Source organism: Streptomyces sp. NPDC014894, assembly GCF_043080985.1.
Classification (GTDB): domain Bacteria; phylum Actinomycetota; class Actinomycetes; order Streptomycetales; family Streptomycetaceae; genus Streptomyces.
Genome location: NZ_JBIBWD010000030.1, coordinates 18,244 through 30,056 on the forward strand (window position 1 = coordinate 18,244; position 11,813 = coordinate 30,056).

Annotated in this window: 10 protein-coding genes and 1 pseudogene; 7 read left to right on the forward strand and 4 right to left on the reverse strand. The window is 72.6% G+C overall.

Annotation, left to right across the window (positions count from 1 at the left end; genetic code table 11):
* Nucleotides 1–136 precede the first annotated feature (136 nt).
* The 4 genes from ACF089_RS35355 to ACF089_RS35370 form a co-directional block, all read right to left on the reverse strand.
* The gene (locus tag ACF089_RS35355; RefSeq protein WP_392036178.1) at nt 137–1,039 is read right to left on the reverse strand and encodes a M56 family metallopeptidase; all 903 of its coding nucleotides are present in this window, start codon (nt 1,037–1,039) and stop codon (nt 137–139) included.
* Nucleotides 1,036–1,404 carry a BlaI/MecI/CopY family transcriptional regulator gene (locus tag ACF089_RS35360; RefSeq protein ID WP_392036181.1) on the reverse strand — a complete coding sequence of 123 codons (369 nt, stop codon included), beginning with the start codon at nt 1,402–1,404 and terminating at the stop codon, nt 1,036–1,038. Before ACF089_RS35360 ends, ACF089_RS35355 begins: the two co-directional genes overlap by 4 nt.
* 108 nt (nt 1,405–1,512) lie before the next feature.
* Nucleotides 1,513–2,679, reverse strand: coding sequence for a cytochrome P450 (locus ACF089_RS35365; protein ID WP_392036213.1), 1,167 nt, complete (start codon nt 2,677–2,679; stop codon nt 1,513–1,515).
* An 820-nt stretch (nt 2,680–3,499) separates the two neighbouring features.
* On the reverse strand, nt 3,500–5,017 hold the full coding sequence (locus ACF089_RS35370) for an MFS transporter (protein WP_392036191.1): 1,518 nt from the start codon (nt 5,015–5,017) through the stop codon (nt 3,500–3,502).
* Nucleotides 5,018–5,619: 602 nt separating this feature from the next.
* On the opposite strand from ACF089_RS35370, the gene ACF089_RS35375 reads away from it, so the two are divergent.
* From ACF089_RS35375 to ACF089_RS35405, 7 genes and pseudogenes are all read left to right on the forward strand, one after another.
* Nucleotides 5,620–6,615 (forward strand): LuxR C-terminal-related transcriptional regulator, encoded by a 996-nt coding sequence (locus tag ACF089_RS35375; RefSeq protein WP_392036194.1) that lies wholly within the window; start codon nt 5,620–5,622, stop codon nt 6,613–6,615.
* Nucleotides 6,616–6,856: 241 nt separating this feature from the next.
* Nucleotides 6,857–7,177 carry a hypothetical protein gene (locus ACF089_RS35380; RefSeq protein ID WP_392036196.1) on the forward strand — a complete coding sequence of 107 codons (321 nt, stop codon included), beginning with the start codon at nt 6,857–6,859 and terminating at the stop codon, nt 7,175–7,177.
* A gap of 287 nt (nt 7,178–7,464) precedes the next feature.
* A complete protein-coding gene (locus tag ACF089_RS35385) occupies nt 7,465–8,748 on the forward strand; it encodes a type III PLP-dependent enzyme (protein ID WP_392036199.1) in 1,284 nt (427 codons plus the stop codon).
* Nucleotides 8,745–9,818, forward strand: a complete 1,074-nt coding sequence (locus ACF089_RS35390; RefSeq protein WP_392036202.1) for a holo-ACP synthase — start codon at nt 8,745–8,747, stop codon at nt 9,816–9,818. Before ACF089_RS35385 ends, ACF089_RS35390 begins: the two co-directional genes overlap by 4 nt.
* On the forward strand, nt 9,818–11,341 hold the full coding sequence (locus ACF089_RS35395; protein WP_392036205.1) for a class I adenylate-forming enzyme family protein: 1,524 nt from the start codon (nt 9,818–9,820) through the stop codon (nt 11,339–11,341). Before ACF089_RS35390 ends, ACF089_RS35395 begins: the two co-directional genes overlap by 1 nt.
* Before the next feature lie 81 nt (nt 11,342–11,422).
* Nucleotides 11,423–11,686, forward strand: a complete 264-nt coding sequence (locus ACF089_RS35400; protein ID WP_392036207.1) for an acyl carrier protein — start codon at nt 11,423–11,425, stop codon at nt 11,684–11,686.
* Nucleotides 11,683–11,813, forward strand: a pseudogene (locus ACF089_RS35405) (diaminobutyrate--2-oxoglutarate transaminase); the annotation flags it as partial. The gene ACF089_RS35400 and the pseudogene ACF089_RS35405, both read left to right, overlap by 4 nt.

Genomic DNA, 11,813 nt, shown 5'->3' on the forward strand with positions numbered 1-11,813 from the left:
GAGGCCGGCCCCGGCCCGGGAGAGGTTCCGGCCCGGCGAAGAATCCGGCGGCGGGCCCGCGTGCGGCGCTGACCGGCTCCGCGCCCGCCGGTCCGGGGCCCGGGGTCCGGGGCCGACCGGTCAGCAGGTCAGCGGGTCAGCAGGTCACCAACAGCGGCAGAAAGGGAGCCGTCACCGACGCGGCGGCGATCCCCGCCCAGGTCACCGGGCGCGGCTTGGCCTCGGGGGCCAGAATGCGGCGCAGCCGGATCAGCGCGCTCCGGCCGCCCGCGCCCAGCGCCGCCTCCGGCGCACGCCCGGCGGCCACCTCGCACATCGCCGTGGCCAGGGCGTCGCGCGAGTGGAGCCGCAACGCCCGGTCGTCGGCGATCATTTCGAGGAGCAGCGCGGTCTGCTCCCTGGCGAGACGGGCCAGCGGCAGCCCGGGGAAGGCGCGGGCGAACGCCTTCGCGGCGACCTGGAGCAGATGGTGGCGGCCCCGGATGTGGGCCCTCTCGTGTGCGAGGACGGCCCGGAGCTGCTCGGCGGTCAGTATCTCCAGCGCGCCCCGGGTGACCACGATCCGGCGGACGCGCCCCGGCAGGCAGTACACGGCCGGGACCCGGTGCTCCACGACGGTGGCCCCGTGCTCCGCCGACTCCGTGCCGATCACGGCGAGCAGAGCGGCGTGCCGGCGCCGCTCGCGACGGGCCTGCCACGCCGTGCGCACCAGCCAGGCCAGCGGGAACAGCACGATCATCGCGGGTGCCGTGAGCAGCGCCAGATCGCTCGCCCCGGCCGGGGTGCTCTCGGCCGGCGGATGCGCCGTCAGCCCGCAGGCGCTGAGCAGCCCGACGAGGCCATCGTGCACATGCCGCCCGGCGAAGACCAGATGGTACGCGGCGAGGGCGGCGGCGACGACGAACGTCAGGGACAGCCCCTGCCAGGCCAGGACGGCGACCGCGGGGGCGCGGTGCGGCCAGCCGGCCCGTACCAGTCCGTACGGGACCACCGCGCCCACCAGCAGGGCGTACCCGGCGAGCGCGGCGGCCGTGATCATGATTCGCCCGGCCGGCCGGCCGAGCGCAGGGCGGAGCGCAGGGCCCGGACCTCGTCGGGCGAGATCTGTTCGACGAAGCTCAGGAGGACCCCGGCCGGGTCGGGATTGCCCTCCAGGGCGTCCTGCATCCGGGCGGCGGTGTACTGCTGACGCGTACAGGTGGGGCGGTAGGTCCAGGCCCGGCCGTCCTTCTCGCGGGTGAGCATGCCCTTGGTGAAGAGGATGTCGGCGACGGTCTTCACGGTGCTGTAGGCGATCGGCCGCTTCTCGTTGAGGTCGTCGCGCACCTCGCGCGCCGTGGCGGAACGCCCCCAGGCCCAGAGGCGCTCCATGATCTCCGCCTCAAGCTCGCCCAGCTGTCGCACACCGGCTCCTCCCCTTGCCGAATGCCGCCCCGGCACTCACCCGCAGGCTTCAGTCGTCGCTCATCGTAGTCGCCGGGTCCGACAGTCGTCCGCGCTCCGCCCGGGCCGCTACCGGTCCCAGGTGACGGGCAGGGCGCGCACTCCGTAGATGCTCATGCCGGTGCGCAGGGGCACGTCCTCGGGCGGGACGGCGAGCCGGAGCGTCGGGAATCGGGCGAGCAGGGCCGGGAGGGCCACGTTCATCTCGACGCGGGCGAGTTGCTGGCCCAGGCACTGGTGGATGCCGTGGCCGAAGCCGAGGTGGCCGGTCGCGCGGCGGCGCAGGTCGAGGGTGTCGGGGTCGGGGAACCGGCGCGGGTCGCGGTTGGCGGCGTCGATCGCGAAGGTGACCGTCTCGCCGGCCCTGATCAGCCGGCCGTCCAGCTCGATGTCCTCCAGGGCGGACTTGGCCCCGGTGTGGGCGATGCTCAGATAGCGCATCAGCTCCTCGACGGCCTGTCCGGCGAGCGCCGGGTCGGCGCGGAGCGCGGCGAGTTGGTCCGGGTTGCCGAGCAGGGCGAAGGTGCCGTGCGCGAGCATGTTGGCGGTGGTGTCGAGTCCCGCGCCCAGCAGGACCCAGCCGATTCCGGCGAGTTCCTCGTCGGTGAGGTCGCGGGTGGTCAGCTCGCTGAGCAGATCGTCGGCGGGGGCGGCGCGTTTGGCGGCCACCAGCTCGCCCATGTAGTCGAGAAGCTCGCTCAGGGCCGCGTGCATCACCTCTTGGTCGGCGCTCTCGCCGGTCAGCGTCAGCGCGTGGCGCTGGAATCGCTCCCGGTCGGCGTAGGGCACGCCCAGCAGTTCACAGATCATCAGGGCGGGTATGGGCTGGGCGAAGGCCTCCACCAGGTCCGCCGTGGGGCCCTTTCGCTCCATGGCGTCGAGGTGCTCGGCGGTGATCTGTTCGACGCGTTCGGTGAGCATGCGCATCCGGCGGACCGTGAACCGGCCCATGAGCAGCTTCCGGAAGCGGGTGTGCTCGGGGGCGTCCATGCCGGTCATGTCGCCGACGGGGGCCGGGGGCAGCTCGCCGATGTCGGCGAACGGGTAGTGCATGAGTTCGTAGCGCGAGCTGAATCGGGGATCGGCCAGGATCGACCGTACGGTCTCGTAGCCGGTGGCCAGCCAGCCCATGTGCCCGTCGGGGTACGCCATACGGGTCAGCGGCCCCCGCTCGCGCAGCCGCGCCAGGTCGGCGGGCGGGTCGAAGGGGCAGCCTGCGGCCCGTTCCGTCGGCATCGTGACGGGCTCGGGGCCCGGCCGGGCGTCCTGGGCCGGGGCGTGGCCGGCGGCTCCGGGCGGGGTGGTCGCGGCCGGGTCGCCGGTGCGGGGTTCGGCGGGCCGCTCGGTACGCGGCTCGGCGGCCGGCTCGGCGCCTGGTGCGGCGGTCGTCGGTTCGGGCGTGCTGGAAGAAGGCATGGCTGTCCCGTCCTCGTGACTGTGGTGTGTGGTGCCGCCGGTCGGGCGGCGGGTGACGGTGTGCTGGATCGCCGTGGCGTGCGAGCCCGCGGCGACGTGCGGGTACGGGCCGGTCGCGGCGGGTACGGAGCCGGGGCGCGGCGCGGGTACGCCGGTCGCGGCGCGGCCACGGAGCCCGTGCCCTCCGGATCCGGCCCGGCCCGGCTTGAGGGATCCGGCCCGGCTCGAGGGAAGGGCCCGACGGACAAGCCCGGCGAGAGCGCCCGGAGGAACGGCCCTAGCGGGCCCGGCCCTTGGAGCCCCGCGGCCCCCGGCGGCCGCTTCCCCCGCCGGCCTCCGGGCACCCGGGCGGCGCGGGAGTCCGGGCGGCGCCCGGCCCGCTCCCCCGCTCCTCCGCCGCCCCCTCGTACCCCGCCGGGACGGGCAACGAGGTGACCGCGAACTCGCTCCGGACGGGATCGACGTACGGCATGAGGTCCATAGCGCCATCATGGCACCGCAGTGATGCCATCACAAGCCACTACGGCACATTAATGGCGCTCATGACACCACCATGGCACCACTTGGAGGTGGAACCGGCAGGTCGGAGCGGCGGCGAGGCCCGTCCGGCAGCCGCGCACGATCGGAGCGGGATACGGGGTCAGTCGGCCGGGGGTCCGGACGGCGCGCCCCGGCCGCCGCCCTCCGGGCCGGTGCGCGCCTCGTCCTTCACGGTGGAGAGCGGGGTGGCGATGTCCTCCAGGGACTTGCCCTCGGCGGCGACCGCGAAGAAGACCGCGACCAGACCGGCGAGGACCATCAGGGTCGCGCCGACGCAGAAGGCGAGGACCGCGTCGGAGACCTCGCCGCTCTCGGTGAGGCTCGCGAAGACGAGCGGCCCGGAGATCCCGCCCGCCGCCGTGCCGATGGCGTAGAAGAAGGCGATCGACATCGCCCGGGTCTCCATCGGGAAGATCTCGCTGACGGTGAGATAGGCGGAGCTGGCCCCGGCGGAGGCGAAGAAGAGGACCACGCACCAGCACAGCGTCATGGTGGCGGCGTTGAGGACTCCCGCGCCGAACAGCGCGGCGGTGGCGAAGAGCAGCAGCCCGGAGACGATGTACGTACCGGCGATCATCGGCCGCCGGCCCCAGGTGTCGAAGAGCCGGCCGAGCAGCAGCGGGCCGAGGAAGTTGCCGAAGGCGATGACGGCGAAGTAGTAGCCGGTCGCGCCGGTGGGGATGTCGAAGAACCGCACCAGGATGGAGCCGAAGCCGAAGGTGATGGCGTTGTAGAGGAACGCCTGTCCGATGAAGAGCGCGAATCCGAGCACCGCGCGCCGGGGATAGACCCGGAAGACGGTACGGGCGATCTCGCCGAAGCCGATGGTGCCCCGCTGATGGACGGTCATCTCCCGGGCGACCTGGGGCAGCGGACGCCCGGTCTCGCGCTCGACCTCGCGCTCCACATCGTCGACGAGCCGTTCCGCCTTCTCGGCGCGGCCGTGGATCAGCATCCACCGGGGGCTCTCCGGCACATTGCGGCGCACCAGCAGGATGACCAGACCGAGGACGACGCCGAGGGCGAACGTCAGCCGCCAGCCGACGTCCTTCGGGAAGATGGAGGTGTTGAGGGCGACCACCGAGAGCAGGGCTCCGCCCATCGCGCCGAGCCAGTAGCTGCCGTTGATGATCAGATCGACCCGTCCCCGGTACTTGCTGGGGATCAGCTCGTCGATGGCGGAGTTGATGGCCGCGTACTCCCCGCCGATGCCGAAGCCGGTCAGGAAGCGGAAGAGGAAGAACCACCAGACGGAGAAGGAGACCGCGGTCAGCGCGGTGGCGGCGAGATAGACCGCCAGGGTGATCAGGAAGAGCTTCTTGCGGCCGTAACGGTCGGTGAGCCGGCCGAAGAACAGCGCGCCGGAACAGGCCCCGGCCACATAGAGGGCGGCCGCGGTGCCGGTGACCTGGGCGTCGCTGATGGGCAGTCCGCTGCCGTCCTCGGAGAGCCGGCTCGCGATACTGCCGACGACGGTCACTTCGAGGCCGTCGAGGATCCATACGGTGCCCAGGCCGATGACGATCATCCAGTGCCACCGCGACCACGGCAGCCGGTCGAGCCGGCCGGGCACCCGGGTCGTGACGGTTCCGCTCGCCGCAGGTCCGACGTCGCTCATCGTCACTCCTCTCGATCGGGCGACGACCCGCGGCCCTCGGCCCGCGTGACCATCGCCGCGCCGCTCACCCGTTCCACGGGAACGGGCGGAGTAAACCGGCCCCGGACGGGGAGGCGGCCCCCGCCGGGGCGGGAGAACCTGATCGGGGCGGACCGTCCGGGGGTACGACAGAGGCGGTACGGCGTCCGCCGCCCGGAGCCGGTCCATCGGCCCGTCCCCGGCTCCGCCCACGCGCCTGCCCCGCCTCCGCCGGAGCCATGCGCCCCACCGGCCGGGTCGCCCGAAACGCCCGGCCGCCCGGGAATCGGCCGCCGCCGGCCGGCCCCGGGCGGCCTCGGGCGGCCCCGGAGCGGTGCGCCCGGGAATCGGTCAGCCCGGGCGGTCCCGGGCGGTCCGCGGCCGAACCCAGACCGGTCCAATGCGTGTGTTGGAGCCCATTTCGCCGACGCAGAATGCCTCAATTCCTGGGAATGGCTTCACCTTCGCGGGGTAACGGAATTCGGTGCATGATCACAGGGGTGAGTGCCGCGCGCCGCCCGGCACTCCCGAAATGCCGGACGAGACTCCCGTGTGTGCAGACCCAGCGAAGAGGAATGTGAAGCGTGCTCGATGCCCTTGGGATAGACGCCACCACCGAATCCGTGTACCGGGGAATGCTGGCCGACTGCACGGCCGGAGCGAGCGATCTGGGCGACCGATTAGGCCTGTCCGAACAGGAAGTGCGCGCCGCGCTCGACCGGCTGAGCGAGATGGCGCTCATCCGGCCGTCCGTGGACGATCCACGGCGTATGCATGTGCTGAGCCCGCATCTGGCCATGGAGATGCTGATCGCCCGGCAACAGGCCGAACTCGCCGCGCAGCAGCAGCGGGTGGAGGAGGGCCGGGCCGCCGCCATGAGGATCATCTCGGAGTTCGCCCGCCGGGAGCCCGGCGGGGCGGGCGCGGATGTGGAGTACATCGAGGGCATAGACAAGATCAGGGACCATCTGGCCGCGATGAACGACGAGGTGGAGGAGGAGTTCCTCACCTTCGCCCCGGGCGGCTCCCAGACCGCCGCCAATATGCGCAGCTCCCGCCCCTTGAACCGGAGACTGCTCGACCGCGGAGTGCGGATGCGGACCGTCTATCTGGACAGCATCCGCCATGACTCGGCCACCATGGCCCACGCGGAGTGGATCGCCTCGCGCGGCGGCCGGGTGCGCACCGCGCCCTCGCTTCCCAACCGGATGATCATCTGTGATCGGAGAGTCGCCTTCGTCGCCGTGAACAGCGACGACACGGCGGCCGGGGCCACGATCCTCAGAACGCAGGGGACCGTCGCCGCGCTGTGCGCCCTCTTCGAGAGCGTGTGGCAGACGGCCGAGCCGCTCGGCGCCGGGAAGAGCCGTGCCCAGAACCTCGGCGCGCTGAGCCCCCAGCAGTCGGAGGCCCTGCGGCTGCTGGCGCTGGGTCACACGGACGAGACGGTCGCCAAACGGCTGGGCGTCTCCGCGCGCACGGCCCGCCGTATCGCCACGGCCCTGATGGAGCATCTCGACGCCCGCAGCCGCTTCCAGGCCGGGGTGCGCGCCGCCCAGCAGGGCCTCGTCGACGACTAGGGCCTCTCTTTCGGACCAGGGCGGCCGACGGCGCGAGCCTGGCGGCGGCCCCGGGCCCCGCGGGCGCCCGCCGATCGGTGGCCGGGCGATCGGTGATCGGGCGGTCGGGCGGTCGGCGGCAGGGCAGTCGGCAGCCGGGCGCGGCGGCCGGGCAGACGGACGGTGGCCGGTCTAGGACGTGGCACAAAAAGTCCAGCACCGCCCCGGAGAGGTGTCGCGGAGGCGGCCCCACGATGGGGAGATGTATCTCATCCACCTTGCCTTGGAGCACCGGGAGCACGGCAGGTCCCTGCCGGACGACGTATGGGAGGTGCTCGTCGCGTGCGCCGCCGAGTCCGACGCGCTCGAACATGTCACGGTGCACGGGGCCGAGTCCTCACGGCAGGTGATCGGCCTTTTCCTGGGAACGGCCGGGCTGGCGGAGGCGGAGGCCGCGACGGCGCGGATCTGGCGGCGGGCGGTCGCCCGCGACCCGCGTCTGCGCCGGTGGGAGCTGAGGCGCGCCGAAGCGCCGCTCCTGCGGCCGGACGACGGATGGTTCGACTGTCCCCGGCCTGATTAGGACGAGGACAGTTTGGGCCACCGGAATCCTCTTCCCACAAGGCGGCCGCCTGGATGAGGATCCTTACCGTCACCGAAACCAACTTCTGGTAACGGATCGGAAATTATGCGTGAGCGCATGGTTCGACGGAATACCTCCAGCAGGGTCGTCCGAGCGGCGACGGCGGGGCACGACAGCAGGGAATTCCCGGCCGGAAGAGTCATTCCGGCACCAGAGGCCAGGGCTGATTCACCCGACTCCGGCTGGCAGTGAGCGTGGCCGCCGGGAGCACCTCGAAGGGAAACGGCATGAGTGCTGACGCCGCCCAGATCCAGGGAAACTCCATGGCCGATCTCGCCGAGAGATTCGGGACCCCGTTGTACGTCTACGACGCGGAGATCCTGGAGCGCACCTACCGCGAGCTGCGAGATCTGCTTCCGGACGCCGTGGACGTCTTCTACTCGCTGAAGGCGAACCCGAACATCAGCGTCTGCGCCTTCCTCAACGCCCGGGGCGCGGGCGCGGAGGTCTCCTCCTACACCGAGCTGATCACCGCGCTGCGGGCCGGTGTCGCGCCGCGCGACATCGTCTTCCTCGGGCCGGGGAAGGATCCGCGCGAGCTGACGGCCTGTGTCGAAGCGGGAATTCACGCGGTGATCTGTGAATCGCTCGACGAGATCCGGCAGCTGGACGCCCTGGTGGCGGAGCGCGGGCGCGGCAGATTCCCGGTGATCCTGCGGGTCAACCCGTCCTTCAGCACCAAGGGTTCGGGGCTCGCCATGGGCGGCAAGCCCCGTCAGTTCGGCATCGACGAGGAGGAGATACGCGAGTACAAGGGCGAGCTGGCGGCCCTGGATCACATTCGCGTCATGGGCGTCCACGCCTATATGGGCACCCGCTTCCTCCAGCACGAGGACATCGTCCACAACACCCGCCAGATCCTCGCCGCCGCCGAGGACCTGGCCGGGCGGGTCGGCTTCCCGCTGGAGACCGTGGACTTCGGCGGCGGGCTGGGAGTCGCCTACTTCGACAACGAGACCGATCTCGATCTGGCGGCCCTGGGCGAGGGCCTGCGCCGTGAGACGGCCTCCTTCGCCGCGCGCAACCCGGGATGCCGTCTGGTGACGGAACTCGGACGCTTTCTCACGGCGACGGCCGGGACCTATGTCGTACGCGCCCGCTATGTGAAGGAGTCCCGGGGCGAGACGTTCGTCGTCGCGGACGGCGGCACTCATCACCACATGGCGGCCGTCGGCGTCGGCAGCTTCGTCAAACGGAACTTCCCGATCGTGCATCTGAGCCGTCCCTCCGAGCCGCCCGCCCAGCCCTACACCCTCACAGGACCGCTCTGCACCCCCAACGACGTGATCGCCAAGAAGGTCGAACTCCCCGAGGTCCGGCCGGGCGACCTGCTGGGCGTGGAGCGTTCGGGGGCGTACGGTCCGACCGCGTCGCCGGGCCTCTTCCTCAGCCACGGCTATCCGGCGGAGGTCTTGGTCCACCACGGCCGCGCGCATCTGGTGAGAGACCGCGACACCACCGAGGAACTGCTGCTCAAACAGCATCTCATCGACTTCGACGACACCCAGTGAGAACCCTTCCGCACGGCGTCGGCGGATCGGCGGCCCGGCCGGCCGGGGCGCGGCAGACCGCCGGGGCGGCCCGGATCGGCATCGACGTGCTCGACCGCCGGGAGCTGCGCCGGCTGATCGCCCGCCCCTGGTTCCGGCGGTTCTGCTACGCCCCCGAGGAGACGGCCCGCGCGAACGCGATGGGCGAGGAACGCCGGCTGGAGTATCTGGCCGGGCGGTTCGCCGCCAAGGAAGCGGTCCTCAAGGCGCTCGGAACCGGAATGCTCCGGGGCATCGCCCCCCACGAGATCTATGTGGACCGCGACGGCGACGGCGCGCCCCTGGTCCGGCTCCGCGGCCGCGCCGCGGACCTCGGGCCCCTCCGCGTCGCCCTCTCCATCACCCACAAGGAGAACGTCGTCGCGGCGGTCGCGATCGTGCCGCCCGCCCCCATGGGCACGGACGCCGCCGGGCCCGCCGCCCCCCGCACCGACAGAGAGGAACCCCCCGCCATGTCCGCGGCCGAACCCGACAGCGCCGACGAGACCACGGCCTTCCTGCGGATACGCATCGGCCAGGAGGACGCCCACTACGGCGGAGGTCTGGTCGACGGAGCCCGCGTCCTGAGACTCTTCGGCGATCTGGTCACCGAGATCACCGTCCGGACGGACGGCGACGAGGGGCTGCTCTCCGAGTACTCCGGCATCCGGTTCACCGCGCCGGTGCGCCCGGGCGACTACATCGAGGCGAGCGGCCGGCTGGTGCGCCGGACCCGGCTGCGCCGCGTCGTGGAGCTGACGGCGCACAAGGTGATCGCCGCCCGCCCCGGGGCGGGCGACAGCGCGGCCGAGGTGCTGGCGGAGCCGCGGCTCGTCTGCTCGGCCACCGCCACCACGGTGGTGCCCGCGGCCAGGGCCGCACCGGCCGGCGGACCCGCCGCCGCGCCCGCCGAAGCCACCGCCCCGCCCCCCACGACCGACGCCACCGCCTCCGCCTCCGCGTCCGCCGCCGCGCGCGCCGGGGCCTCCGTACCCGGCGCCTCACCCCCCTCAGCCAGCCCGCCCGCCGCGGCCTCGACGAAGGAGACCTGATGTCCCCGTCGCCGCCGCGACTGCTGCACGATCTCCTCGATCAGGCCGCCGCACGCGATCCCGGGGCCGCGGCGCTGAGCACACGGGACAGCGGCCTCGGCTACGGCGAGCTGGCCGGGGCGAGCGTCCGTATGGCCGGGCTCCTCCGCCGGCGGGGCCTGGGCCGGGGCGAACGCCTGGTGGTGAAGGCCTCGGACGGCCTCGGCGTCCCGATCCTGGTGTACGCCGCCTCCCGCCTCGGCCTGGTCTTCAGCGTGCTGCACGAGCAGGTCGCGGGCGGCCCGCTGGAGCATGTGCTGACGGACTGCGAGCCCGCGCTCCTGGTCTCCGGCGACCCCGGGGACGCCCGTACCGCGGCGCGCTCCGGCGTCGCCTTCCAGCCGCTCACGGAGCTGGTACGGGCCGCTCTCGACCCGCGCGGCGACACCGACCCGGCGCCGCCGGACCCCGGCGTCCTCGCCGTGGACCCCGTGAGCCTGATCTACACCTCGGGGACCACCGCGCTCCCCAAGGCCGTGGTCAGCACCCATCAGCAGGTGCTCTTCGCCGCGTCGGCCATCCAGTCCTGTCTGGGCTACCGCGCCGACGACGTCGTCCACTGCCCGCTGCCGCTCTCCTTCGACTACGGCCTCTACCAGCTCTATCTGTCGGCGCTGAGCGGAGCCCGGCTGCATCTCGGCACCGTCGCCGAGGCCGGGCCGCCGCTGCTCCGCAGCCTTGAGGAGAGCGGCGCGACCGTGCTGACCGCCGTCCCCTCCGTCGCGGACCGGCTCGCCTGGCTGCTGCGGCGGACCGACCGGGGGCCCGGCGGGCTGCGGCTGCTCACCAACACCGGGGCCGCGCTCTCGGAGAGCACGATGTCGGCTCTGCGCGGGGCGCTCCCCGGTCTGCGGATCCAGGTCATGTACGGGCTGACCGAGTGCAAGCGCACCGCGATCATGCCGCCCGACGGCGATCTGACCCGTCCGGGCTCCTGCGGTCTGCCGCTGCCCGGGACCGAGGTCTTCGTCGTCGGGGACGACGGCGAGCGGCTGCCGGCCGGTGAGATCGGCCAGTTCGTGGTCCGCGGCCCGCATGTGATGGCGGGCTACTGGCGGCGGCCCGAGCTGACGGCCGAACGCTTTCCGCGGGCCGGCGGGCTCTTCCCCGAACTGCGGACCGGCGACTACGGCCGGCAGGACGAGGAGGGATACCTCTACTTCGCCGGGCGCCGGGACGATCTCTACAAGGAACGCGGATTCCGGCTCAGCGCCACCGAGGTCGAGGCCGCCGCGGCCCGGGTCGACGGCGTCACCTCGGCCGCCGTGCTCCCGCCCGAGGGCCGGCGCGCCGCGCTGCTCGCGGTGGTCGCGGACATCCCCGCCGAGCAGGTGCGCGAGCGGATGCGCGAGCAGATCGAGCCCTTCAAGATCCCGCGCCACTGTGTGCGCCTGGACGATCTGCCGGTCAACGGCAACGGAAAGGTCGACCGGAAGCGACTCGCGGCGCTGGTCGGGCGGGACGCCCCGGCCGCCGCGCTCTGAGACCCCGGCCGCCGCGCTCCGGGGCGCCCGGGCCCCCTCCCCCGCAAGGCTCCACCACACGACGCGTAAGGACACCCCCTCATGGACCGCCAGAACGTTGTCTCCGCTCTTGAGCAGGCCCTCACCGAAGTGCTGGAGCGGCCCGTCTCCGGTCTCACCGGCGATGTGATGCTCTTCGACGATCTGCACCTGGACTCCACCACGATGCTGGAAATGCTCATGGCGCTGGAGGACTCCATCGGCCTGGTCGTCAATCCGGAGGAACTGGACGCCGACGACTTCGTCTCGGTGGACGCCTTCACCGACTTCGTCCTCGCCACCGGGACCGAACGGACCGCCACATGACCATCACCCCGCCCGCCCTGAGCGTCTTCGAGACTCTGGAATCCGAGGTGCGCAGCTACTGTCGTGGCTGGCCCGCTGTGTTCGATCGTGCGCAGGGGTGTCGTCTGCATGACGAGGACGGTCATGT

What these genes read in the sequence shown, in the direction of transcription:
- ACF089_RS35355 (WP_392036178.1), bottom strand. Translation starts at nt 1,039, where the DNA reads ATGATCACGGCCGCCGCGCTCGCCGGGTACGCCCTGCTGGTGGGCGCG.
- ACF089_RS35365 (WP_392036213.1), bottom strand. Translation starts at nt 2,679, where the DNA reads ATGCCGACGGAACGGGCCGCAGGCTGCCCCTTCGACCCGCCCGCCGAC.
- ACF089_RS35370 (WP_392036191.1), bottom strand. Translation starts at nt 5,017, where the DNA reads ATGAGCGACGTCGGACCTGCGGCGAGCGGAACCGTCACGACCCGGGTG.
- ACF089_RS35380 (WP_392036196.1), top strand. Translation starts at nt 6,857, where the DNA reads ATGTATCTCATCCACCTTGCCTTGGAGCACCGGGAGCACGGCAGGTCC.
- ACF089_RS35385 (WP_392036199.1), top strand. Translation starts at nt 7,465, where the DNA reads ATGAGTGCTGACGCCGCCCAGATCCAGGGAAACTCCATGGCCGATCTC.
- ACF089_RS35395 (WP_392036205.1), top strand. Translation starts at nt 9,818, where the DNA reads ATGTCCCCGTCGCCGCCGCGACTGCTGCACGATCTCCTCGATCAGGCC.
- ACF089_RS35400 (WP_392036207.1), top strand. Translation starts at nt 11,423, where the DNA reads ATGGACCGCCAGAACGTTGTCTCCGCTCTTGAGCAGGCCCTCACCGAA.